The organism is Agrobacterium sp. 22-221-1, assembly GCF_053522445.1.
The window spans coordinates 111,053-134,505 of record NZ_JBNWCL010000007.1 but is presented as its reverse complement, the minus strand read 5'-3'; the positions used below and the strand labels follow the sequence as shown (position 1 = coordinate 134,505).

General features: G+C 59.7%; 27 protein-coding genes. 12 read left to right on the top strand and 15 right to left on the bottom strand.

Annotated elements, in window-relative coordinates; translation table 11 throughout:
• The first annotated feature begins 65 nt into the window (after window positions 1–65).
• The 6 genes from infC to pheT all read left to right on the top strand — a co-directional run bounded on the left by infC (window position 66) and on the right by pheT (window position 6,017).
• Window positions 66–602, top strand: a complete 537-nt coding sequence (infC, locus tag ACQZ5N_RS12950) for a translation initiation factor IF-3 (protein WP_078051391.1) — start codon at window positions 66–68, stop codon at window positions 600–602.
• 190 nt (window positions 603–792) lie between these two features.
• Window positions 793–996 carry a 50S ribosomal protein L35 gene (rpmI, locus tag ACQZ5N_RS12945; protein ID WP_035264590.1) on the top strand — a complete coding sequence of 68 codons (204 nt, stop codon included), beginning with the start codon at window positions 793–795 and terminating at the stop codon, window positions 994–996.
• Window positions 997–1,036: 40 nt separating this feature from the next.
• Window positions 1,037–1,441, top strand: coding sequence for a 50S ribosomal protein L20 (gene rplT, locus ACQZ5N_RS12940; RefSeq protein ID WP_003493358.1), 405 nt, complete (start codon window positions 1,037–1,039; stop codon window positions 1,439–1,441).
• Between the two features lie 174 nt (window positions 1,442–1,615).
• Window positions 1,616–2,494: a phosphotransferase gene (locus ACQZ5N_RS12935; protein ID WP_448733105.1), complete on the top strand. Its 879-nt coding sequence runs from the start codon at window positions 1,616–1,618 to the stop codon at window positions 2,492–2,494.
• Complete coding sequence (gene pheS / locus ACQZ5N_RS12930; RefSeq protein WP_035264594.1) at window positions 2,487–3,569, top strand: phenylalanine--tRNA ligase subunit alpha; 1,083 nt, start codon at window positions 2,487–2,489, stop codon at window positions 3,567–3,569. Before ACQZ5N_RS12935 ends, pheS begins: the two co-directional genes overlap by 8 nt.
• Window positions 3,570–3,593: 24 nt before the next feature.
• Window positions 3,594–6,017 carry a phenylalanine--tRNA ligase subunit beta gene (gene pheT / locus ACQZ5N_RS12925; protein ID WP_448733104.1) on the top strand — a complete coding sequence of 808 codons (2,424 nt, stop codon included), beginning with the start codon at window positions 3,594–3,596 and terminating at the stop codon, window positions 6,015–6,017.
• A 58-nt stretch (window positions 6,018–6,075) separates the two neighbouring features.
• On the opposite strand, the gene ACQZ5N_RS12920 is transcribed toward pheT, so the two are convergent.
• Window positions 6,076–7,077, bottom strand: a complete 1,002-nt coding sequence (locus ACQZ5N_RS12920) for an aldo/keto reductase (RefSeq protein ID WP_448733103.1) — start codon at window positions 7,075–7,077, stop codon at window positions 6,076–6,078.
• 117 nt (window positions 7,078–7,194) lie between these two features.
• On the opposite strand from ACQZ5N_RS12920, the gene ACQZ5N_RS12915 reads away from it, so the two are divergent.
• On the top strand, window positions 7,195–8,085 hold the full coding sequence (locus ACQZ5N_RS12915; RefSeq protein ID WP_448733102.1) for a LysR family transcriptional regulator: 891 nt from the start codon (window positions 7,195–7,197) through the stop codon (window positions 8,083–8,085).
• Here the strand turns inward: ACQZ5N_RS12915 and ACQZ5N_RS12910 are convergent, their stop codons facing one another.
• From ACQZ5N_RS12910 to ACQZ5N_RS12895, 4 genes are all read right to left on the bottom strand, one after another.
• Complete coding sequence (locus ACQZ5N_RS12910) at window positions 8,086–8,529, bottom strand: N-acetyltransferase family protein (protein WP_448733101.1); 444 nt, start codon at window positions 8,527–8,529, stop codon at window positions 8,086–8,088.
• A 1-nt stretch (window position 8,530) separates the two neighbouring features.
• The gene (locus tag ACQZ5N_RS12905) at window positions 8,531–9,481 is read right to left on the bottom strand and encodes an aldo/keto reductase (protein WP_448733100.1); all 951 of its coding nucleotides are present in this window, start codon (window positions 9,479–9,481) and stop codon (window positions 8,531–8,533) included.
• Between the two features lie 109 nt (window positions 9,482–9,590).
• Window positions 9,591–10,574 (bottom strand): GlxA family transcriptional regulator, encoded by a 984-nt coding sequence (locus tag ACQZ5N_RS12900; protein WP_448733099.1) that lies wholly within the window; start codon window positions 10,572–10,574, stop codon window positions 9,591–9,593.
• Entirely contained in the window at window positions 10,574–11,134 is a 561-nt protein-coding gene (locus ACQZ5N_RS12895) for a cysteine hydrolase family protein (RefSeq protein ID WP_448733098.1), read from the bottom strand. The genes ACQZ5N_RS12900 and ACQZ5N_RS12895 overlap by 1 nt, the downstream gene beginning before the upstream one ends.
• 180 nt (window positions 11,135–11,314) lie before the next feature.
• On the opposite strand from ACQZ5N_RS12895, the gene ACQZ5N_RS12890 reads away from it, so the two are divergent.
• On the top strand, window positions 11,315–12,298 hold the full coding sequence (locus ACQZ5N_RS12890; protein WP_448733097.1) for a Gfo/Idh/MocA family protein: 984 nt from the start codon (window positions 11,315–11,317) through the stop codon (window positions 12,296–12,298).
• Here ACQZ5N_RS12890 and ACQZ5N_RS12885 read toward each other — a convergent pair.
• Window positions 12,295–12,666, bottom strand: a complete 372-nt coding sequence (locus ACQZ5N_RS12885; protein WP_448733096.1) for a hypothetical protein — start codon at window positions 12,664–12,666, stop codon at window positions 12,295–12,297. The two genes, ACQZ5N_RS12890 and ACQZ5N_RS12885, sit on opposite strands and share 4 nt — an antisense overlap.
• Before the next feature lie 12 nt (window positions 12,667–12,678).
• On the bottom strand, window positions 12,679–12,921 hold the full coding sequence (locus ACQZ5N_RS12880; protein WP_020812414.1) for a hypothetical protein: 243 nt from the start codon (window positions 12,919–12,921) through the stop codon (window positions 12,679–12,681).
• 189 nt (window positions 12,922–13,110) lie between these two features.
• On the opposite strand from ACQZ5N_RS12880, the gene xseA reads away from it, so the two are divergent.
• Window positions 13,111–14,709, top strand: a complete 1,599-nt coding sequence (xseA, locus tag ACQZ5N_RS12875; protein ID WP_448733095.1) for an exodeoxyribonuclease VII large subunit — start codon at window positions 13,111–13,113, stop codon at window positions 14,707–14,709.
• Here the strand turns inward: xseA and ACQZ5N_RS12870 are convergent, their stop codons facing one another.
• The 3 genes from ACQZ5N_RS12870 to ACQZ5N_RS12860 all read right to left on the bottom strand — a co-directional run bounded on the left by ACQZ5N_RS12870 (window position 14,710) and on the right by ACQZ5N_RS12860 (window position 17,285).
• Window positions 14,710–15,912, bottom strand: coding sequence for a mandelate racemase/muconate lactonizing enzyme family protein (locus ACQZ5N_RS12870; protein ID WP_448733094.1), 1,203 nt, complete (start codon window positions 15,910–15,912; stop codon window positions 14,710–14,712). It abuts the gene before it with no gap.
• A 57-nt stretch (window positions 15,913–15,969) separates the two neighbouring features.
• Window positions 15,970–16,677, bottom strand: coding sequence for a FadR/GntR family transcriptional regulator (locus tag ACQZ5N_RS12865; RefSeq protein WP_003520144.1), 708 nt, complete (start codon window positions 16,675–16,677; stop codon window positions 15,970–15,972).
• 107 nt (window positions 16,678–16,784) lie between these two features.
• Entirely contained in the window at window positions 16,785–17,285 is a 501-nt protein-coding gene (locus tag ACQZ5N_RS12860; RefSeq protein ID WP_448733093.1) for a MarR family winged helix-turn-helix transcriptional regulator, read from the bottom strand.
• 81 nt (window positions 17,286–17,366) lie between these two features.
• On the opposite strand from ACQZ5N_RS12860, the gene pecM reads away from it, so the two are divergent.
• A complete protein-coding gene (gene pecM / locus ACQZ5N_RS12855) occupies window positions 17,367–18,230 on the top strand; it encodes a 4-hydroxybenzaldehyde efflux transporter PecM (RefSeq protein WP_448733092.1) in 864 nt (287 codons plus the stop codon).
• Window positions 18,231–18,236: 6 nt separating this feature from the next.
• Here the strand turns inward: pecM and ACQZ5N_RS12850 are convergent, their stop codons facing one another.
• The 3 genes from ACQZ5N_RS12850 to ACQZ5N_RS12840 all read right to left on the bottom strand — a co-directional run bounded on the left by ACQZ5N_RS12850 (window position 18,237) and on the right by ACQZ5N_RS12840 (window position 20,400).
• Window positions 18,237–19,475: an aminopeptidase gene (locus ACQZ5N_RS12850; protein WP_448733091.1), complete on the bottom strand. Its 1,239-nt coding sequence runs from the start codon at window positions 19,473–19,475 to the stop codon at window positions 18,237–18,239.
• Window positions 19,476–19,563: 88 nt separating this feature from the next.
• Window positions 19,564–20,040 carry a Cys-tRNA(Pro) deacylase gene (gene ybaK / locus ACQZ5N_RS12845; RefSeq protein ID WP_125145165.1) on the bottom strand — a complete coding sequence of 159 codons (477 nt, stop codon included), beginning with the start codon at window positions 20,038–20,040 and terminating at the stop codon, window positions 19,564–19,566.
• A 12-nt stretch (window positions 20,041–20,052) separates the two neighbouring features.
• Window positions 20,053–20,400, bottom strand: a complete 348-nt coding sequence (locus ACQZ5N_RS12840) for an ArsC family reductase (RefSeq protein WP_448733090.1) — start codon at window positions 20,398–20,400, stop codon at window positions 20,053–20,055.
• Window positions 20,401–20,637: 237 nt separating this feature from the next.
• Between ACQZ5N_RS12840 and ACQZ5N_RS12835 the strand changes: the two genes are divergently transcribed.
• Entirely contained in the window at window positions 20,638–20,805 is a 168-nt protein-coding gene (locus ACQZ5N_RS12835) for a hypothetical protein (RefSeq protein WP_003503889.1), read from the top strand.
• A 198-nt stretch (window positions 20,806–21,003) separates the two neighbouring features.
• Here the strand turns inward: ACQZ5N_RS12835 and ACQZ5N_RS12830 are convergent, their stop codons facing one another.
• Window positions 21,004–21,720, bottom strand: coding sequence for a 2'-5' RNA ligase family protein (locus ACQZ5N_RS12830; RefSeq protein ID WP_448733089.1), 717 nt, complete (start codon window positions 21,718–21,720; stop codon window positions 21,004–21,006).
• A 90-nt stretch (window positions 21,721–21,810) separates the two neighbouring features.
• Complete coding sequence (locus ACQZ5N_RS12825) at window positions 21,811–22,512, bottom strand: methyltransferase family protein (protein ID WP_448733088.1); 702 nt, start codon at window positions 22,510–22,512, stop codon at window positions 21,811–21,813.
• A gap of 359 nt (window positions 22,513–22,871) precedes the next feature.
• On the opposite strand from ACQZ5N_RS12825, the gene ACQZ5N_RS12820 reads away from it, so the two are divergent.
• Window positions 22,872–23,450, top strand: coding sequence for a TetR/AcrR family transcriptional regulator (locus tag ACQZ5N_RS12820; RefSeq protein ID WP_269828323.1), 579 nt, complete (start codon window positions 22,872–22,874; stop codon window positions 23,448–23,450).
• Window positions 23,451–23,453: the final 3 nt, after the last annotated feature.

Genomic DNA, 23,453 nt, shown 5'->3' with positions numbered 1-23,453 from the left:
CCGCTTGTACCAAACAAGCTGTTTTTTGCTGACGTGATCCAGAAACAGATCAGGAGAATACGACCATTCGCAGACCTTTCAAAGCCGATGCCCCCGTCAAGGAGGGGCCGCGCTCCAACCGGGAAATTCGGGTTCCCAGAGTTCAGCTTATTGATGAAGAGGGCCAGAACCTCGGTAGCATGCCGACGGATCAGGCTTTGAAACTGGCGGAGGAGGCCGGTCTCGATCTCGTTGAGATTTCGCCGAACGCGGAACCGCCGGTATGCAAGATCCTCGATCTCGGTAAGCTGAAGTACTCGACCCAGAAAAAGGCCGCTGAAGCGCGCAAGAAACAGAAGATCGTCGAAGTTAAAGAAATCAAGATGCGCCCCAACATCGACACGCATGACTATGACGTGAAGATGAAGGCGATGGGCCGTTTCTTTGACGATGGCGACAAGGTGAAGGTAACGCTGAAGTTCCGCGGCCGCGAAATGGCCCACCAGGAACTCGGCATGAAGCTTCTCCTCCAGGTGAAGGAAGACACCCAGGCGATTGCCAAGGTGGAAGCCGAGCCGAAGCTGGAAGGCCGTCAGATGATGATGGTTCTCGCCCCGAAATAATCTTTTTACGCGTTCACATCACCGGCGCGTATCCCACCGCAAGGGGAAATTCTCATTCCCCGTTGCGCTTTTAGCCGACTGCGGTTATAAGCGCGCGTCCGAACGGTCCGGCAGGGCATGCCGAGGCCGTTCCTGAATAGCTTGAAATAGGCCTCGTCTGCCTGTTTCGATACAAAAACGGAGTAGCAAAATGCCCAAGATGAAGACGAAGTCCGCTGCAAAGAAGCGGTTCAAGATCACCGCAACCGGCAAGGTTGTTGCAGCCGCCGCCGGCAAGCGCCACGGCATGATCAAGCGTACCAACAAGTTCATTCGCGACGCGCGCGGAACCATGGTTCTCGCCGACGCTGACGGCAAGAAGGTCGTCAAGAACTACCTGCCGAACGGTCTCTGAGACTTTTCCGCACATTTGGACACTTTAAGGAGATCATGACATGGCACGCGTAAAACGTGGCGTAACTTCCCGCGCCAAGCACACCAAGACACTCAAGGCAGCCAAGGGCTTCTACGGCCGCCGCAAGAACACCATCCGCGCAGCAAAGGCTGCCGTGGATCGTTCCAAGCAGTACGCTTACCGCGACCGCAAGGTCAACAAGCGCAACTTCCGCGCTCTGTGGATCCAGCGTATCAACGCTGCTGTTCGCGAATTCGGCCTGACCTACGGCCGCTTCATCGACGGCCTGAACAAGGCTGGCATCGAAGTCGACCGCAAGGTTCTGTCCGACATGGCTATCCATGAGCCGGCAGCATTCGGCGCGCTCGTCGAAGCAGCGAAGAAGGCGCTTGAGTACCTCAAGGATGCTGGTACGGCCAACGAGTTTGAAACCGCTGTAAAGTAATTACGGCGCGGACAATCTGTTGTTCATTTGAAACCCGCGCCGGTTCTCCGGCGCGGGTTTTCATTTTTGGAATTCACGGTAGTTTCGGCAAAGGCGTGGAACGCTTTTGCGCCGAGGTTGCCAAAAGGGTGGGGCATCCGGCTTTCGGTCGGCGGGCTCCATTGGGGGCGGAAAATGCTGGTTGCCGCAAGCGAGGCGGAAAAGGCGAAGGGTTTCCACGTCCATCTCGAAGATGGCGATATCGCAGCCTTGATGCGGGCTTTGCTTAAAAGCGAGCGCCGCGTGCAGAAACTCGAGCTTTCCACAACAACCGTCTGGGTCAAGCGCCAGGGCACGGAAACGCCGTCCTGGTGGATAAAGCTGCAGACCTTTCTCGCAAAGCTGCTTCCCTACACTTTCATGCGCCCATCGCCGCCGCTCGATGGCGCAGGCCTGATGCGCCGTGAACTCGAAACATTGCAGGTCTTCAAGGCCCGCGGTTTTCCCGTTCCGCCCATCATCTATTCTTCGTTGACGGCCGTTGTCCTCGGTGATGTCGGCCCCACCATCATGGAGCATATGGACGCGATAAAAACCGCAAGACCAGCGGAACATGATGCCCTGCTGGTCAAATCTGCCGAGGCACTCGGCGAATTGCATGCGGCAGGCCTTTGCCATGGGCGACCGCATGTGCGCGACTTTTTTCTCGAACATGGCCGCGTCGGTTTCATGGATTTCGAGGAGCGCCCGCAGGAAGTCATGCCGCTCGAGACGGCGCAGGCCCGCGATATCTGGCTGCTGTTTCTGCAGGTCGCGACACGCGCCTGCGATGCGCGGAAAACCTGCGATGCCGCCTTCGCCCGCTGGCGCGAAAACGCCCCGCCCCGGGCGCTGGAAGAATTGTGCCGTCTGACCGGCATTCTGGGGCGTTTTTTACCGGTTGCCCGGTTGATCGGGCGCGTGCGGATGGGTAGTGATCTGCGACGCTTTATCATGGCGACCGACTATCTGATGAATGCTGTGAACCCCGAAGCCGCTGTTAAAAAGACCGGCAAGGCAGGAAAAGATGACTGAACTTGATACCTTGAAATCGCAATTGATGTCGGAGATCGCCACGGCTGGCGATGAGCCGGCCATCGAAGCCGTGCGTGTTTCCGCGCTTGGCAAGAAGGGCTCGGTTTCGGAGCTTCTGAAGACGCTTGGCAGCATGACGCCGGAAGAGCGCCAGACCCGCGGCGCTGCCATCAACCAGCTCAAGACCGAAATCACCGACCTCATCGGCGAGCGCAAGAATGCGCTGAAGGACGCCGCCATTACTGCGCGCCTGAAGGCCGAAACGGTGGATGTCAGCCTGCCAGTCCGCCAGTCTCCGGCCGAGCGCGGCCGCATTCATCCGATCAGCCAGATCGTCGATGAAATCACCGCGATCTTCGCGGATATGGGTTTCTCGATCGCCGAAGGTCCGGATATCGAAACCGACTATTACAACTTCACGGCGCTGAATTTCCCCGAAGGCCATCCGGCCCGCGAAATGCACGATACCTTCTTCTTCCAGCCGGATGAAAACGGCGAGCGCAAGGTGCTGCGCACCCACACCTCGCCGGTGCAGATCCGCACCATGGAAAGCCAGAAGCCGCCGATCCGCATCGTCATTCCCGGCAAGACCTACCGCCAGGATTCCGACGCCACCCATTCGCCGATGTTCCATCAGGTCGAAGGCCTTGTCATCGACAAGAAGGCGCATGTCGGCAATCTGCGCTGGATTCTGGAGGAATTCTGCAAGACCTTCTTCGAGGTCGACAGCGTCGTCATGCGCTTCCGCCCCTCCTTCTTCCCCTTCACGGAGCCGAGCTTCGAGGTGGACATCCAGTGCGACCGTTCCGGCCCCATCGTCAAGTTCGGCGAAGGCAAGGACTGGATGGAAATCCTCGGCTGCGGCATGGTGCACCCGAACGTGTTGCGCGCCGGCGGTCTGGATCCGGATGAATATCAGGGCTTTGCCTGGGGCATGGGCCTCGACCGCATCGCCATGCTGAAATACGGCATGCCGGACCTGCGCGATTTCTTCAACGCCGATGTCCGCTGGATGAACCACTACGGCTTCCGCCCGCTCGACATGCCGACGCTGTTCGGCGGTTTGAGCGTTTAATCCGGTTAGCCAAGGAGCAAAGACATGAAATTCACTCTTTCCTGGCTGAAAGAGCATCTCGATACCGATGCGACGCTGGACGAGATTTGCGAGCGGCTGACGGCGATTGGCCTCGAAGTCGAGGACGTTGACGACAAGGCGGCCTACAAGCCTTTCGTCATCGCCAAGGTGCTCTCCGCCGAGAAGCACCCGGAAGCTGACCGCCTGAAGGTTCTCTCCGTCGATGCCGGCGACGGCAAGCCGGTCCAGATCGTCTGCGGCGCGCCGAATGCACGCGCCGGCCTCGTTGGCGCGCTCGCGCGTCCGGGCATGTATGTTCCGGGTATCGATGTCACGCTGGCCATCGGCAAGATACGCGGTGTCGAAAGCCATGGCATGATGTGCTCCGAAAAGGAGCTCAACATTTCCGACGATCACGACGGCATCATCGACCTGCCGGAAGATGCGCCGGTCGGCACCTCTTTCGCCACCTATGCCGGGCTCGACGATCCGGTCATCGAAATCAACCTGACCCCGAACCGGCCGGATTGCACCTCGATCTACGGTATTGCCCGCGATCTCGCCGCTTCCGGTCTCGGCAGGCTGAAGACGAGGCCTGCGCCGTCGTTCAAGGTGGAAGGCGCAACGCCCGTCGACGTGAAGCTTGAGCTGGACGATGCGGCGCTCTGCCCCGGCTTTTCGCTGCGCGTCGTGCGCGGCGTGAAGAATGGCCCCAGCCCGAAGTGGATGCAGCAGCGCCTGCTGGCAATCGGCCTGCGCCCCATCAATGCGCTTGTCGACATCACCAACTATATGACCTTCGATCAGGGCCGGCCGATGCACGTCTTCGACGCCGCCAAGGTCAAGGGCGATCTGACGGTTCGCCGCGCAAAAGAGGGTGAGACCATCCTCGCGCTCGATCAGCGTGAATACAAGCTCGGCCCGAACAATGTCGTCATCGCCGACGAGAAGGGCCTCGAATCCATCGGCGGCGTCATGGGCGGCGAACATTCCGGCTGCGATGACAACACCGTCGACGTGCTGATCGAGTCCGCACTCTGGGATCCGATCAACATCGCCAAGACCGGCCGTTCTCTCGGCATCATCACCGATGCGCGTTATCGTTTCGAACGTGGCGTCGATCCTGAATATATGGTCCCGGGTCTGGAGCGCACCACCGAACTGGTCCTCGAACTGTGCGGCGGCGTCGCCGGCGAAGCCCGGGTCGTCGGTTACAAGGGCCATCAGCCCAAGGTCGTGGATTTCCCGCTGGCGGAAGTGAAGCGCCTGACAGGTCTGGAAGTCTCGGCGGAAGAGAGCCTCGCCATTCTCAAGGGTCTCGGCTTCGGCGTAGAGGGAACGGGCGAGCGCGTCTCCGTCACCGTCCCGTCCTGGCGTCCTGATGTCGATGGCAAGGCCGATCTGGTGGAAGAGGTCATGCGCATCCATGGCGTCGACAATATCAAGCCGGAGCCGCTGGAAAGTTTTGGGGCCGTCAACGGCCGTATCCTGACCACACTGCAGATCCGCACCCGCACCGCGCGCCGTGCGCTGGCAAGCCGCGGCATGCTGGAGGCTGTCACATGGTCCTTCATCCCGGAAGCGCAGGCAAAGCTGTTCGGCGGTGGTTCACCCGCGCTAAAACTCGCCAACCCCATCGCAGCCGATATGTCGGACATGCGGCCTTCGCTGTTGCCCGGTCTCCTGACCGCCGCGCAGCGCAATGCTGACAAGGGCTATGGCGATGTCGCGATCTTCGAGGTCTCCGGCACCTATGAGGGCGATACGCCTGAGAAGCAGCGCCGCGTTGCCGGCGGTGTTCGCCGTGGCACGGCCTCGCTCGCAGGCAGCGGCCGCATGTGGTCCAATGCTTTGAAGGGTGGCGGCAAGCCCGTGGATGTCTATGACGCCAAGGCCGATGCGCTCTCGGTGCTGGAAGCCTGCGGCCTGCCCATGGCCAATGTGCAGATCGAAGCCGGCGGCCCCGGCTGGTATCACCCCGGCCGCTCCGGCACCATCAAGATGGGGCCGAAGGTCGTGCTCGGTTATTTCGGCGAGTTCCATCCAAAGACGCTGTCCGAACTGGATGTCTCCGGCGCCTATTGCGGTTTCGAGATTTATCTCGACGCCATGCAGGAGCCGAAGAAGAAGGCGACCCGCACCAAGCCTGCGCTCGAGCTTTCGCCCTTCCAGGCGGTGAAGCGCGACTTCGCCTTCGTGGTCGACAAGTCGGTAGAGGCGGGCGCCATCATCAAGGCTGCAACGAGCGCCGACCGCAAGCTGATCACCGGCGTCAATGTCTTCGATATTTTCGAGGGCGCATCGCTCGGTGAAAACCGCAAGTCGGTCGCCATCGAAGTGCAGATCCAGCCGGTCGACAAGACGCTGACGGACGAGGATTTCGAGGCCCTGACCGCCAAGATCGTCGGCAATGTCGCGAAATCCACGGGCGGCGTCCTGCGCGCCTGAGCCTGAAGGCATCTGTCGGAATGAAAAAAGCCGCGGCAGCTGCCGCGGCTTTTTGCTGTTATCGGTTGGCCATCCGTGACATCTGTTCTGGGTAACGCGCGCCGGCGACTTTTGCGGGCGAAAGCAGCGCGCCGAGGCTGGCGGCTTCTTCTGCCGTCAGCGACACCTCCGCCGCGGCAACGTTCTTCTCCAGATTGGCGATTTTTGTCGTGCCGGGAATAGGAACGATGAAGTCGCCCTGGGCCAGAACCCAGGCCAGCGCCAATTGTCCGGCGGTCACGCCCTTCTCAGTCGCCATGTCTTCCAGAAGCTTGATGAGCGCCAGATTGGCGTCGAAGTTTTCGCTCTGGAAGCGCGGCAGCCCACGGCGGAAATCGTCGGATGCAAGTCCGTCTAGCGTCTTCAATGCGCCAGTCAAGGCACCGCGCCCGAGCGGGCTGAAGGGTACGAAACCGATACCGAGTTCACGGCATGTTTCCAACACGCCGTTTTCCTCCACGTCGCGGGTCCACAGCGAATATTCGCTCTGAATTGCCGCAATGGGATGAACGGCGTGCGCTTTGCGAAGCGTTTCGGCGCTCGCTTCCGAAAGGCCGAGATGTTTCACCTTGCCCTGCCGGACCAGCTCGGCCATGGCGCCTACCGTGTCTTCGATCGGAACATTCGGATCGACGCGATGCTGGTAGAACAGGTCGATCTCATCGACGCCGAGGCGTTTGAGAGAGGCTTCGGCGACGGCGCGCACATTGTCCGGACGGCTGTCGGTGCCCACCATCATCTGGCCAGCGGGTTTGCTGGTGTCGATTTTGAAGCCGAACTTGGTGGCGATGACCACCTTGTCGCGATAGGGCTTCAAACCCTTGCCGACAAGAATCTCGTTATTGTAAGGCCCGTAAACCTCCGCCGTATCGAAAAAGGTGACGCCGAGTTCGACGGCGCGGTGCAGCGTTGCAATTGCGCTGCTCTCATCGCCGGTCGGGCTATAGGCATGTGTCATGCCCATGCAGCCGAGGCCAAGCGCCGAAACGGAAAGGTTGTTTCCAAGGGTTCTTTTTTTCATCTGTACGTCCTTCCATAAGGAACCGCCCATCGCTAAGGGCGTGATGAGAAAATAGCGTCTCATGGCGGTAAAAATAATCGCTGCAAATCCGCTTGGGTTGTTCTATCATTTAGAACAATGAACCGTGTGCAACTCTCCCAGCTGGCTGTTCTCGCCGCCGTTGCCGAAGGCCGCAGCTTTCGCAAGGCCGCCGCCGAACTTGCCATTGCCCCTTCCGCCGTCAGCCATGCGGTGTCGTCGCTGGAGGTAAGCCTTGGGCTGCGCCTGCTTCATCGTACCACCCGCAGCGTTTCTCCGACAGAGGAGGGCAAGCGGCTTCTCGAGACGCTTGGCCCGGCGCTTGCCGATATCGATGCGGTCATCGAGACGCTTGCCGAGCAGGGCGGAAGACCCGCTGGCCCCCTGCGCATCACCCTGCCGCGACTTGCCGCGGAGGACCTCATCGTCCCCCGGCTGGGCGAGTTCCTGCGGCTCTATCCCGATATTTCACTCGAAATTTCAACGGATGATCGTTTCGAGGATATTGTCGCGAAAGGTTTCGATGCCGGTCTGCGGCTCGGGGAGCATCTCGATGCGGATATGATTGCGGTGAAAGCGAGCGGCGCATGGCGCGGCGCGATTGTTGGCGCCCCCGCCTATTTCGTAGAAAACTCACCACCGCAGGATCCAAGGGATCTTATTCGGCATCGCTGCATCCGCCGGCGTTTCGCCAGCGGCCTTATCTATCGCTGGGAACTGGAGAAGAATGGCAAGCCATTGGTGGTCGATGTGCAGGGGCCGCTGATCCTGTCGGACCAGAGCCTTATTCGAAGGGCGGCGATTGATGGCGCAGGTCTCGCCTTCGTTTTCGAGCAGCGTGTTGAAGACGATATCAGGGAGGGAAGGCTGATCCGCGTGCTGGAGGACTGGTGCGCGCCCTTCGATGGTTTCTATATCTATTATCCCTCGCGCCGGCAGATGCGGCCGGCGCTGAGGGCTTTCGTGGATTTCTTCCGCTTCAGGAGTTGATCAGAACTTGATGCGATAGCGGATATGGCCGTCGCTTTTCACGTAGCTGTCATAAAGCTTCTGGGCGCGGTGGTTGTCGTCGCCGGTATGCCAGTACAGCCGTGACCAGCCCTTGTCCTTGCAGATGGCGACAAGATCGTCCATCAGCGCTCGGCCCGTTCCCTTGCCGCGGATTTCGCCATCGACGAACAGGTCTTCCAGATAGCAGTCGGGCGTCTTCACCCAGGTGGAATCATGGAAGTGGTGAATGGCGAAACCGGCCATGCGGTCGTCGAGCATGGCCACGCGCATGGAGACGCGGGATGCGGGATCGAGAATGCGCGCCCATGTATGGTCGGTTACGTCATCGGCAAGATCGACATCATAAAAGGCAAGATAGTCGTTCCACAGGCGCAGCCATTCCGTCCGGTCAGCCGGCTGCGCATCGCGAATTCTGAGTTCCATGTTACGCGCCCGCCTTGTCGAGCAGCGTCATCATCTCATCCGTCAGCTTTAACTCGACGGCGCGTTTGAAGCTTTCGAGCTGGGACAGGCTGGTGGCGCTGGCGATCGGCGCGGTTATCGCCTTCTTTCGCAACAGCCAGGCTAGCGCAATATCTGCGAGCTTCGCGCCGGTTTCCACTGCCACCGCATCCATGGCGCCTAAGACGGCAAGACCGCGCGTATTGACATATTCGCCCACGCGATAGCTGCGGGCGACGCCTTCCGTATCGGCCTTGGCGCGATATTTCCCGGTGAGGAAACCGGCGGCGAGGCTGTAATAATTGATGACGCCGATCTCTTCCTTCTGGCAAAGTTCGGCAAGCGGGCCTTCGAAATCCGCGCGGTTATAGAGATTATACTCCGGCTGCAGCACGTCATAACGGGGAAGATTGTTCTTCGCAGCCGTATCCAGCGCGTCCTGAAGCTGGCTTGCGGAATAATTGGAGCAGCCGATGGCGCGGATTTTTCCCTGTTCCTTCAGTTTGCCGAAAGCGGTGAGCGTCTCCTCCAGCGGCACCTCCGCATCCGGCTTGTGGGCGAGGTAAAGGTCGATATAGTCGGTTTGCAGCCGCTTCAGCGAGGCATCGACAGCTTCTGCGATCCATTTGGCGCTGAGGCCGGTCTTCTGGCCGCGATTGTCAAAACCGACCTTGGTGACGATTACCGCATCTTCACGCTTCACGCTCGACTGCTTCAGCCATTTGCCGATGATGGTTTCGGACTCGCCGCCCTCATGCCCATCCACCCAGGCGGAATAGACATCCGCCGTGTCGATGGCGTTGAACCCGGCGTCGAAAAAGGCGTCGAGCAGGGCAAAGGAAGTTTTCTCATCCGCTGTCCAGCCGAACACGTTGCCGCCGAAGACGATCGGGGCGATGGAGAGGCCGGTGCGGCCGAGGCTTCGTTTTTCCACGGGGAATGCTCCTGTTGCTGTCTTGGTGGCAAGGTTAGCAACTGCTCATCCGCATAACCATTCAATTCCTTTGATGGCATTCATCAGGAAGCAGCGGGGTCTGAGATTATCAGGCCTGAAAACCGCGATAATGGCTGGGAGGGTAACGATTATGCTGCTGCCAGACGCGCCGCAGGTGCCGGGCGGAGGCAAAGCCCGCCCGTTCGGCAATGGCTTCCATATCCAGGCGGCTGTTGGCAAGAATGTCGCGGGCGAGATTGACCCGCATCAGGTTGACATAGTCGATGACGCTGATGCCGGTATGCTCGCGAAACAGGCGCGACAGGTGCCTTTCGCTGAGCGCCGCAATATCGGCCAGCCGCTCCAGCGACCAGTCCTGCGCCGGCTCGGCCATCACACGGTCCTGAACCCGGTGAATGGCGGGGTGGATGTGGTTGCGGCCGGTCATCCAGGGGGAGATTTGCGGGTCGCTGCCGCTGCGCCTGAGATAAACCACCATTGTTTTGGCAATACGCGCCGCGACCGCCGGGGATGTCAGCCGGGAAACCACATGCAGCATCAGGTCGATGCCGGTGGAAATACCGGCGCTTGAGAAGCGGTTGCCATCCTCGACGAAAAGGCGGTTTTCGGCGACCTGGGACAGCGGCGCGATGCGGCGCAGCCCTTCAACGCAGTCGGCATGAGTCGTGCAAGTGCGTCTGTCAAAAAGCCCGGCTTCGCCCGCCAGCAGCGCGCCGGAACAGATGGAAATGACTGTCGTATCGGGGCGCACCGCGCGGCGCAGCCATGCCGCCAGCGCCTGCCGCTCTCGCCGTGTCTCCGGATCGTTGTCGAAGCGTGATGTGCTGCCCGAGATCAGCAGGAAAGCATTTTCCGGCAGGGTCGCAGGCAAGTTCTCCAGCCCTGAAAGCGCAAGGCCGATGGAAGATTGTTGTTTGTCAGTCGCAGCAATGTAGCGGCAGTCGAAATGGATGTCCCGCTGTTCCCCATTGGCATAACGGATCACTTCGAGCGGACCGGCAATATCGAGCAACAGCGCATGTGGCGGCACAAGCGTATAAAAGGGAATGGTGCGCGTGCCGCCTTTATCCATCAGGCGGCCTCTTTCACGGTGGCAAGTGCATCATCGACGGTCACGATGCGCGCGAAGCGGCCGGCCAGCACCAGCTCGGTCCGCTTGCGGATATCGTCCGGGCTGAAGACGGTGCCGGAAGCATGTATCATCGGGAAAGTCAGCGTCGCTTCGGTGACGTAATCGACGCTGTAACCGAGATCGGAAGCGTGCCGGGTGGTGGTTTCGCAGCATTGTTCGGTACGGATGCCGGAGACGATCAACCGATTGATGCCCTTCTGCGTCAGCCAGATTTCGAGGCCGGTGCCGGCAAAAGCCGAATGGCGGTTCTTGTGAAAGGTGACATCAGGGGTAATCCGCACACCCTCCAGCGCCCGGATATAGCCGCTGTCTTTTGAAAAGGCTCTGTCGCCATCGACATGGAAGATTTGTACGACGGGAATGCCCGCAGCCCTTGCACCGTCGATCAGTGCCTGCTGCTTCTCCAGATAGGCGGTAAGCTCGCTTTCTTCGAAGTAAGGGGCGTGCCGAAAGGATTCCTGAACGTCGATGACAAGCAGCGCTGTATGAGAAGAGGACATTTCATGTTTCTCCATTGGGTTCATGCATAGCATAATCCCTCTTATCGAGCTCGGAGAAAAGCAGGCATTCCGACAAAGACAGGACAAATTCAGCCATACCATGTTCTGTCATGCATCTGCGGCTTGCCAGACCGTGTGACGATGGTAAGTTTCCGACGGATGGCAGAGCGGGAGAATGGAATGCTGCGTTTTGGAATAATCTCAACGGCGAAAATCGCACAGGATCACGTCATTCCGGCGATACAGGATGCGCAGAATTGCGTGGTCAGCGCCATCGCCAGCCGTGACCATGCCAAGGCGCGCGCGGTGGCGGATCGTTTTTCCGTGCCACACGCCTTCGGCTCTTATGAGGAGATGCTGGCCTCGGATGTGATCGACGCCGTCTATATTCCGCTTCCGACCTCGCAGCACGTGGAATGGACCATCAAGGCCGCCGATGCCGGCAAGCATGTTCTGTGCGAAAAGCCGATTGCATTGAAGGCAGAGGAGATCGACGCCCTCATCGCCGCGCGTGACCGCAACCGTGTTATCGTCTCGGAAGCTTTCATGGTCACCTACGCGCCCGTCTGGGCGAAGGTGAAGGAATTGCTGGCATCCGGCGCGATAGGCACACTGAAGCATGTTCAGGGCGCTTTCAGCTATTTCAACCGCGATCCAGGCAATATGCGCAATATTCCCGAACTGGGTGGGGGCGCCTTGCCGGATATCGGCGTTTACCCGACCATCGTTACCCGCTTCGCTACCGGCGCGGAGCCCCGGCGCGTACAGGCCACCGTCGAGCGCGATAAGGAATTCGGCACGGATATCTATTCCAGTGTCAGGGCCGATTTCGGCGATTTCGAACTGAGTTTTTATCTGGCCACACAGCTTGCCGCCCGTCAGCTCATGGTTTTTCATGGCACTGAGGGGTACATTGAGGTCAAGTCTCCCTTCAACGCCAATCGCTGGGGTGCGGAAGAGATCGAACTGACCAATCAAGCCCATAACCAGTCGCAAATCTTCCGGTTTCAGGATAGCCGCCAATATAAGCTGGAGGCGGAGGCCTTTGCCCGTGCGACGAAGGGTGAGGGCGACGTCGTGACGCTGGAAAGCTCGAGAAAGAACCAGCTTTTCATCGACGCTATTTACCGGGCAGCGGAAAAGGATGGCTGGGAGACGGTTTAGTCCTGATCTTGCCGTTGCTTTTGAAGCCGCCAATAACCGTAGAGCGCCAGCGCCAGTGCTGCGATTATTGAAAAGACAAGCGGGACGAGCGGCTGCACGAGCGGATTGCGCCATTGCAGCAGGGCAAACAGGCCGACACTGACGATACGTGAGGTGAGTGTGACGGCATTCATCAGAAAGCTGTTCAGCCTGGCTGACGCCTCACCATTTGCACGGTTCAGCCGCCAGCTTGTTGCAAGCCCCGTTGCTGCGCCCGGCAAACGGGCGGCCAGCGGATCGACACCGAGATAGAAGACAAGCAGACAGGTAACGGCAAGGTCGACGGCCAGTCCGCAAATCTCGGTCAGCGCAAAGCGGGGAAGCCTCAAGGCCTTGGGCTTTTAGAGGGTTGGCTGGGTGGAACGCGGGCGCTGCAGCACCAGAAGGCCGAGGACGACACCCACGACACCGAAATTGTAACCGGCGAGTGCCAGAAGCAGCGACATCAAGGGCACGGCCGTGGAAGAAAGTGCAATCGCCACGCCATAGGCACCGATAATCATCATGCAGATGAAAACGATGCTGAAAACCGAACGAAGCGCAACTGCGGTTACGCCGAGCGCTGTGGCGGTAAGAAAAATCATGATGCCGCCTCCTCTTTGGTTGTCGGGCCTGAGGCAAGACGTAACGCCGTTTTCCCTAACGAACCCTTGTTTCCTCCTCCAATCCCCATTTTCCTAACTCGTTAGTTGAGGATATGGTTTCATCGCCGTTAAAATGAGGCAGGCCGGCGCCGGCATTTCCGAATCGACGGGTTTTGGTTACAAACGGGCATGAGCGATATCTTCTCCCACGCAGCATTGAGCAATCTTGCCGAGTTCTCGGTCTCCGAACTGTCGGGTTCCATCAAGCGCACGGTGGAGACGGCTTTCGAGCAGGTGCGGGTGCGCGGCGAGATTTCCGGCTATCGTGGGCCGCATTCTTCCGGACACGCCTATTTCTCGCTGAAGGACGACCGCGCCCGTATCGATGCGGTGATCTGGAAAGGCACCTTCTCGCGGCTGAAGTTCCGCCCGGAAGAGGGCATGGAAGTCATCGCCACCGGCAAGGTCACAACTTTTCCCGGCTCGTCGAAATACCAGATCGTCATAGAAAGCCTCGAGCCTGCCGGCGCTGGCGCGCTGATGGCGCTTCTCGAAGATCGCCGCCGGCGTCTGGCGGCGGAAGGGCTGTTCGATGCGACCCGCAAGCGCCGGCTGCCCTTCATGCCGCATGTCATCGGCGTCGTCACCTCGCCAACGGGCGCGGTTATTCGCGATATTCTTCACCGCATTTCGGATCGCTTTCCCGTCCATGTCGTCGTCTGGCCGGTCAAGGTGCAGGGCGAAGGTTCGGGCGAGGAGGTGGCGAACGCCATTCGCGGTTTCAACGCGCTTCAGCCCGGTGGGGAAATTGCGCGGCCCGACGTGCTGATCGTCGCGCGTGGCGGCGGCAGTCTTGAGGACCTGTGGAGCTTCAACGACGAAATCGTCGTGCGCGCCGCTGCCGAAAGCGAAATCCCGCTGATTTCCGCCGTCGGACACGAGACTGATACGACCTTGATCGACTACGCCGCCGATGTGCGTGCACCGACACCGACGGGAGCCGCCGAAATGGCCGTGCCGGTGCGTGCGGAACTGGAAGCGCAGCTCTCCGGCCTTGCCGCGCGTCTTTCAGGCTCGGTATCGCGGCAGATGGACAATCGCCGTCAGGGTGTGCGGGCGCTGGTGCGCGCGTTGCCGTCGCTCGATCAGCTTCTGGCCCTGCCGCGCCGCCGTTTCGACGAGGCCGCGAGCGGTCTCGGGCGTGGACTGGAATTGACCACGCTGAACAAGCGCCGCGCCTTTGAGCGATCCGCCTCGGGTCTCAGGCCGGAAACCTTGCTGAATGGTCTCAAACAGCACAGGCAACGGATTACCGAGCGCATGCATCGGGCCGAGACCCTGGTGGAGCGCCGTCTGCTGCAGGGAAAAGGCCGCGTCGATGCCTTCGATTCCGCGCTGCGTTCGCTTCCCGCCCGGCTGCTCGGCCAGTTAGAGCGGCAGAAGGAGCGGGTCGTCACCGGCGCGCGCCGGGCCGATACAGCCGTATTGCACCGCATGGCGCAGAGCCGCGCAGGCCTTGCCGCCCATGACCGCATCCTGCAATCGCTGTCTTATAAAAACGTGCTGAAACGCGGTTATGCCGTGATCCGCGATGAAGAAAACCGGCCGCTGACCCGCGCTGCCGCTGTCGCTTCAGGTGCTGTGGTGTCGATGGAATTTGCCGATGGCCGCGTCTCGGCCATCACGACGGGGGAGGGGACGCCATCCCCTGATAACCCTGTAGTGCCAAAAAAGAAGCCGGCGAAACCGGCTTCTTCCGATCCGGGCAATCAGGGTAGCCTGTTTTGATCAGATCGACGCCGCATCCGAAAAACGCCGGCTGACGGTGAAGGTCTTTTCGATATCGGGATGCAGTTCCATGCCAAGGCCGGCGCCCGGAGGCACGGTTATCATGCCGTTCTTCACCTCAGGCAATGCCGTGACGAGATCGCGATACCAGGTCTTGTAGAAGGCGCGCACGCTTTCCTGCACCAGCGCGTTCGGCGCGTTGAGCGACAGATGGGTGGAGGCGCAGAGCACCACCGGCCCGGTGCAATCATGCGGGGCGACCGGCAGATGCCAGGCTTCCGCCATCGAAGCGATCTTGCGCGCCTCGGAAAGCCCGCCGCACCAGCTGATGTCCAGCATCACCACACCGGCAGCACCTGTCTCGAGCAGATCGCGGAAGGCCCAGCGTGAACCGAGCGTTTCCGAGGCGGAAATCGGCGCAGGCGAAACGGCGGCATAACGCGCCAGGCTGGAAAGACTGTCCATCTTGATCGGGTCTTCATGCCAGAAGGTCTGGTAGGGAGTGAGCGCCTTGGCGATCTGCATGGCGGGCAGAAGCTGCCACATGGAGTGAAACTCCACCATGATATCCATCCTGTCGCCCACCGCCTTGCGAATTTTCTCGAAAGGCTCGAGCGCGCTTTTCAGGTCCGGCATCGAGATATATTGCCCGCGCGTCTTTTCCGCCGCCGCATCGAACGGCCAGATCTTCATGGCCGTGATGCCCTCTTCCAGCAGCGAATGGGCAAGCTCGTCAGCGCGGTGCAGGAAGCCGTTGAGGTCGTCGTAATCCCTGCCGCTGGAGAGGCCATAATTGGCCGTCTGCTGCCCGGTGGCCTTCTTGATATATTCGGTGCCCGCGCAGGTATTGTAGGTGCGGATTTCCTTGCGGCTGAAACCGCCGAGCAGCTGGGCGATGGGCTGATTTGTGGCCTTGCCGAAAATATCCCACAGGGCGATATCGAAGGCGGAGTTGCCGCGCACTTCTGCGCCCGATGAACGGAAGCCGAGATAACCGACGAGGTCTTGCGCCAGAAGGTCGATCTGCAGCGGATCGCGACCGATCACGCGGGGTGCGATATATTCATGCACATAGGTCTCCACCGTCTCCGCTCCGAAGAAGGTTTCGCCGAGCCCGGTAATGCCCTCATCCGTATGGACCAGAACCCAGAGCAAGTTTGTCCGTTCCGCCACGCGGACGGTCTCGAGTTTTGTGATTTTCATGAAGTGTCTCCTCCTCCAGAGGCAGGTCGTGTTCCGTCTGGAACGGTGTTTGAAAAATCAGGCGATGCCGGCTGCCAGAAGCGCGTGCACGCTTTCATCGAAATGCCGCGCCATCAGTGTTGAAGCCGTTTGCGGATCGCCGGCGGCAATGGCCTGTCCGATGGCGATGTGAAGCTCGCTTGCGGCATGGCGCTGCGCATCGGATGTGCGGCTTTTCCAGCCGATCGGCCATGTCTGGCGCGTCACGTTCTGGAAAGCGCCGAGAATGAGTTCGAAAACCGGGTTCTTGGAGGCTCTGGCAACGGCGATGTGAAAAGCAAGGTCGTGTTCCATGACCTTGTCGTTGTCGCCGAAATCCCGCTCCATATTGTTGGCATGGTCGAGAATGGTGAGCGCTTCCGCATCCGTTCGCCTCAGTGCCGCGAGCGTCACGGTTCTGACTTCGATCGTGCGGCGCACATCGTAGATCTGCTGGATGTTGATCTGTTCGGTGTGAATGCCATGTTCGAACATCAATGACATTGCACCGTGATCCAGCGTCGCCACAGTGGCGCGCTTGCCGGCGCTTACGTCGATCAGCCGCATGGCCGACAGAGAACGGAAAGCCTCGCGAACGACGGTGCGGGAAACGCCGAGCTGCTGCGAGAGCGAAAGCTCGCTGGGGAGCTTCGCTCCCGGTGCAAGTTCGTTTTCGCGGATATGGCGGGTGATAGCGCCGATCGTGCTGCTGACGAGACCGGATTCATGCGAAATGGCAGTTAACATTTTTCCTCCAACCTGTAGTACAGGTTTATGGAAAATTGCTTACAGGATTTTTGGGAGCGAAACAAGCGCCATCACGGAGCCATTGTGTGTTTGTCGGACCGAAAAGCCTATTCTTCGAAATCCCGCAAAAACCGTTTCAGCAGCCGGTTCAGCGTCACGCGCTCTTCTTCGCTGAGACCGGCGACCAGGCGATGCTGGTTTTCGACGTGAGCGCCTGCCGCTTCCTCGACAATGGCATATCCCCGTTCCGTCAACGATATCAGGACGCTGCGCCGGTCGTTCGGGTTATGGATACGTTCCACCAACCCGGCTTTTTCGAGCTGGTCGATCCGGTTGGTCATGGTGCCGGAACTCACCATCGTCATGGCCAAAAGATCGCCGGGGGAAAGTCGGTAAGGTGAGCCGGAGCGCCGCAATGTCGCCAGCACATCGAAAGCGGAGGAGGAAAGCCCGTGCTTCAGCAGCACCGCCTCCACCTCCCGGCCGAGATGGGTGGTAAGACGGTTCAGGCGCCCGAGCAGCCCCATGGGGCCGACATCGAGATCGGGCCGCTCCCTGCGCCATTGCGCCAGAATGTGATCGACGTGGTCCAACGGTTCTTTGTTCATCACCAAGGCATAACAATTGATGTCTTGACGTCAAGATAAAATCGGCTAGATTGCATTTATCTTGATATAGAGATTCTTGAAATGAAGAAAAATACGACCTATGCCGTCGATGTGCTGGTGACCGCCCTTGCCCCCGCCGTCTGGGGAACCACCTATTTCGTGACGACCGAATTTTTGCCGCACGGTTATCCCTTTCATGTCGCGATGCTGCGCGCATTGCCGGCCGGCGTGCTTTTGCTGCTTTTCGTAAGAAAGCTCCCGCACGGTATCTGGTGGCCGCGCAGCTTCATTCTCGGCGCGCTGAATTTCTCGTTCTTCTGGGCGATGCTTTTTGTGTCGGCCTATCGGCTGCCGGGCGGCGTGGCGGCAACCGTGGGTGCAGTCCAGCCCCTGATCGTGATTGGCCTTTCCCGGCTGTTTCTCGCGGCACCCGTCCGGCCGCTGGCCATCGCGGCCGGTTTTCTGGGCATTGTCGGCGTCGCGCTTCTGGTTCTGGCGCCGGGCGCTGCGCTGGATGGTATCGGTGTGGCGGCAGGCCTTGCCGGTGCCGTCTCCATGGCTTTCGGAACGGTGCTGACCCGCAAATGGCGGCCGCCGGTGTCGAACCTCACGTTTACCGCCTGGCAATTGACGGCGGGCGGCCTTCTGTTGCTGCCGGTCGCCTGTTTCCTGGAACCGGCCCTGCCGACGCCGACAGCGGCCAATATTCTCGGCATGGCCTATCTGGGACTTATCGGTGCTGCGCTGACCTATTTTCTATGGTTTCGCGGGCTTGCCCGCATCGAACCTTCCGCGGCTGCATCGCTCGGTTTTCTAAGCCCGGTCGTTGCAACCCTGCTCGGCTGGCTGGCGCTCGGCCAAAGCCTTACGCCAGCGCAGATCGCCGGTTTCGTTGCGGTGCTTTTCAGCATCTGGCTCAGTCAGCGCAGCCAGTTGCCGAGATAGGTGTCGTCAGGCCCATTCGCCCTTGCGCATCACCGGAACCGTGGATCCGTCCGGCTTCACACCGTCAATATCCGCCTTGTCGGAACCGATCATCCAGTCGATATGGATCAGGCTTGAGTTGCCGCCCTGCGCCTTGATCTCATCCTGCGACAGCGAAGCGCCGTCGAGGAAGCATTTCGAATAGCATTGGCCAAGCGCGATGTGGCAGGAGGCGTTTTCATCGAAAAGCGTATTGTAGAACAGGATGCCGCTTGCCGAAATCGGCGAGGAATGCGGCACCAGCGCCACTTCACCCAGACGCCGCGCGCCCTCGTCGGTGTCGAGCACCTTGTTCAGCACCGCTTCGCCCTTCGAAGCCTTGGCTTCGACGATACGGCCGGCTTCGAACTTCACCTGGATGTCGTCGATCAGCGTTCCCTGATGCGACAGCGGCTTGGTGCTGGAGACGTAACCGTCGACACGCAGCGCATGCGGGGTGGTGAAGACTTCTTCCGTCGGGATATTCGGGTTGCAGGTCACGCCATTCTTGGCGGTGGAGGCGCCGCCATGCCATTCATGGCCGTCCGCCAGGCCGATCTTCACATCCGTGCCGGGGCCGGTGAAATGCAGCGCAGAGAAGCGCTCGCCGTTCAGCCATGCCGAACGTTTGGCGAGATTGGCATTGTGCTCGGCCCAGGCCGCGACCGGGTCGGCCAGATCCACCCGCGATGCGGCGAAGATGGCATCGGCAAGCTTGCGGACCGCTTCGTCTTCCGCGAGGCCGGGGAAGACCTGCTTTGCCCAGGAGGGGTTCGGATAGGAGATGATGTTCCAGTTGATGTCGAAATTGGAAATCTTCTCCAGCGCCGGCTTGTAGGCCGTGGAGTTGGCCTTGTTGGCGCGCGCAACCTTGGCCGGGTCCTGTTCGGCCAGCAGCATGGGATTATCGCCGGCAATCGCCAGCCGCGCCGCGCCATTGGCATAGGCCTTCGCCATGCCTTCATAGAGCCAGCCGGAAGCCCGGTCGAAATTGGCGTCGCTGGCGTGGCGATAGCGGGCAAGCGTCGTTTCTTCGTCGGAATAGAAAGTGGTGACCAGCCCGCCACCCGCCATATAGGCGTGTTTGGTCAAAAATCGCACCAGCGGCAGGGCCGCCAGCGGTGCGGTAATCACCAGATCCTGATCCTTCTGCAATTGCAGGCCGACCTTGACGGCGACTTCGGCCAGTTTTTCGAGTTTGACGGGATCGATGGGGGAAACGGTCATGATCTGCCTTCGTCTATTTCAATAGGAGGCGCCGACCATAGCCCATTCCTTCCGAAAGCCAAATGCTTTCAGGCGCGCCTCCTGGGCTTCAATCGGCGACCAGCGGCGCGGCAATCGCCTTCAGCGCGCTTTGGGCATCGCGGGGCGAAAGCCTCACCTGCAGGCCGCGTTGCCCGCCATTCATGTAGACATAATCATGCGCCATGGCACCGGCCTCGATGGCCGTCGGGACCTGTTTCTTCTGCCCGAAAGGGCTGATGCCGCCGACATGATAACCGGTGGCGCGCTCCGCATCGGCAGGCCTCATCATGCTGGCGGATTTGCCCCCGAAGGCGGCCGCCAGCTTCTTCATGCTAACCTCGCGATCCGAAGGGACGACGACGCAGACCGGTTTGCCATCGAGTTCCGCCATCAGCGTTTTCAGCACCAGATGCGGTGGTTCACCGATCGCCTCGGCCGCCTGCAGGCCGATGCGGTCGGCATTCGGGTCGTAATCATAGGTGACGGTGGTGAAGGCAACGCCGGCCTTGGTCAGCATTTGGGTGGCACGGGTTGTTTTGGACATGGCGGGCTGCGTTCACGCAAAAAGGGTCTGGTAGGTTTCAGGCTTGAAACCGACGGTTATCCTGCCCTTCGCTTCCAGCACGGGACGCTTGATCATGGAGGGCTGTTCCAGCATCAGCCCGATGGCCTTCTCATGGGTGAGATCGACCTTCTGGCCGTCATCGAGTTTCTTGAAGGTGGTGCCGGCGCGGTTGAGAACCGTTTCCCAGCCCGCGGCATCGCACCATGTTTCCAGATGAGCACGGTCGATGCCGGCCGCCTTATAGTCATGGAAAGAATAGTCGACACCGTTGGCTTCCAGCCAGCTTCTGGCCTTCTTCATCGTGTCGCAGTTCTTGATGCCGTAAATCGTGACCGTCATGCCATCTGCCTCTTCGTCTCTAAAAGCACTTCCGGCATAACAAAATATCCGTCTTATTCAACCCGCCTGCTGAAGTGCCCTGCGCATATACCCGGTCCTGATGCTTAAGCCATGCAAAATCGCAATGGCTGATATCCAAACGAGCGCGAGCAAAGCTGCATGGCTTCCCTGCTGCATCATGAGTTGTAGAACGGGTCGGAAATGCCCATTATCTAGGCATCAAAGATGGAGAGAAAAATGCGTCAGGTTGCAAAGACATCGCGTAACTTCTTCGGTGAAACTTTCGCCGTTCTCGGTGCAGCGCTCTCGGTTTCGGCCGCTGTTCGCGCACATCGCAAGCCCGCCCGCGCCGATCTCGAAGCCCTCGGCATCGACGGCAAGGCTTTCGACAAGGTACAGCTCTAAGCTGGTCATTATCCGTTGCGAGGCGATATCGCCTCGCTTGCGCTCAGGATTGATAACCGGATCGGTTTTCGGCTGGCGCGGCGGATGTGCGGCTGGCGCGAAAAGCGTCGGATTAGAGCAACAAGGTTCCGCATAGTTCTCGATGGAGAATGCGGAAAAATTGTCGGTATCAGAGCGCTATGCCGCTTCAGGTGCATGTTATCGCACCGATGCCCTTTGTGTCGGCCGTTTCGAAGGTTCGATCACTTTTTCCGGCAAATGTAGCTGGCTTTCAGGCCGTTCATAACGCTCCGCTTTCGGCGAGAGTGCGAAGCGCCCGAGCAATTCATGCCGTGTTTCGCCATTGTGGCTGAAAACGAGTTCGAAGCTCCCCGCAAGCCAGCTATAGGGTCTGTCAGCCGGCATCAGCTCAATTTTCCCGCAGCCGTAGATCACGGTGAGATGTGGCGTAAACGACGATGCGGCGACATAGGGCAGGTTTGCCCGCCGCAGGGCGCGCTGCACCATTTTCGCCAGAGCCTTAAGTTCCTGTATCTCGCGGCTGCTGCGTAGCGCCAGACTGTTGCGATTGCCGAAAAGCGATGTTCCATCGAATGTGATCGGAACGGGCCGCGCCTTGATCTCCCCCAGCGCTGCCTTCAGCCTTTCTACCAGCCCGTGAGGCACGGTCTCGAAACTTCCGATGCAGAGCAGGGTTATATGCAGAAGCTCCGGCGGATAGGCCTCACGCTTCGTCCGCCCTGCGGCATGGCGCGACGCATCGGCAAAAATTCGTTCCGCCAGGGCTGCCGGCGGTTTCACCGTGATCAAGAGCTTGCTGCTAAATCGCGGATTGAAACGCCGTATTTTCTCCGGCTCCCATCCTTCGAAGAAAAGCTGCCTTAAACCTCCTTCATCTGCCAACCCGAAACCCATAGCGATGCTCCACGGCCTTTGCCCGGGCCGGGATATTATCACCAACGGCAATAATTAAAAGAACAAAAAGAGAACGAAAGCATTAGGCGCTTACCAGATGCCGGGAAATAGCCGATAGCGCCTTTCACGGGCATAATCAGCATAACCGAGCAATTCTGCCTGGAGCAGACGATCTTCCCAGCCGGTGCGCAGGATCAGCAGGGCGATGGCCAAGGCGGCGGGGAGCAGAGCCACCCAGGAACCCAAAACGAGCGGTATGCCAGTGAACATGGCGATTGCGGCCGTGTAGCCGGGGTGGCGCACGATACCGTATGGGCCCGACGTGATCACCCGCTGTCCGCGCTCGCTTTGGATGCGGACACCCGGCTCGAAGAACGGATTGACGGCCTGGGCCCATGCCGTAGCCGCAATGCCGCCGACAAGCAGGATATATCCGAGCAGAATGGCCCAAAGTGGCACGACGGACCATCCCATCCGGCCGGCGTCGAGTGCCGCAACCGGAATTTCAGCGGCAAAAGCGAGAAGGATACCGGTGACGAGAAACAGGTCCCATGTCTTGGTCCCCGGCTGGAACCGGCTGCGCGCGCGGAAAATGACCGGGTTCACACGCGCCAATACCAGTGCGGAAAGGCCAAAGGCGACGACGACGACCGCGACGAAAACCCAGCCCGGACACCAGCCGATCCGGCCCGCAGGCAGAAAGATCAGGGCCATCAGGCTGAGCGGTGAAATAATGGCGTAGAGGATCGCGGCGGCGCGTGACATTGGCTTCGGATCGACATTGTGTGTCATCGATGGGCTCCCCCCATTGTCCTTTGCAGGCGAACGTAGCCTGCCCTAACGGACTGCATGATACCGGCCCAAAGCCGTGCCGGACCGACGGTGCTCTGCGAAGGACAGTCGAAATACTGGCTAAAAAGGGCGCAAAGTCAAACGTGCAAGCGGCGTCGTGGCTCGTCAACCGCATGACACGAGCTTCTGGACACGGACGATGCGGCCTCGGTTCGGGGCGTGGATCAGCTGCTATCGGCCTTGGAATAGGCCCGCCATATCCGTCACGCGCACTCGGTTTCCGGCACACTCTTGTCAGCGGTCATAGGCTAAAATCGCCTGGCGTTGACATTCTACCTACTAGTTGGTAGGTAACTCTCATGAAAAATCCACAGACCAAAGCCGATGAAATCCTTCGTTGCGCACGCTCCCTGATCATAAAGGGCGGCTACAACAGTTTCAGCTATGCCGACATTTCCGCTGTGGTCGGCATTCGCAATGCGAGCATTCACCATCACTTTCCCGGCAAGTCCGATCTGGTCCAAAAACTGGTTGCGCAATACAGGCAGGAGGCCGAAGCCGGTATCGCCGAACTGGAACGAAACATTTCCGACCCGCTCGAACAGCTCCGCGCCTATATCGGCTATTGGGAGGGCTGTATCGCCGAGGCCACTCATCCCTTCTGCGTTTGCGCTCTGCTCGCCAGTGAAATTCCGGTTTTACCTGAAACGGTCGCTCTTGAAGTGCGCGCGCATTTTCGAAATCTCTCCGACTGGCTTACCGCCGTTCTGGAACGCGGCGTTGCGCAAGGGCGCCTCGTGCTGAGCGGGACCGCCAGAGCGAATGCTGAAATCTTCATGGCCACCGTGCACGGCGCGATGCTTTCCGCCCGTGCCCATGGTGATGCGACGACTTTTGGCGCAATAACCCGCCCCATGCTGGAGCGCATGACCGCTTAAATT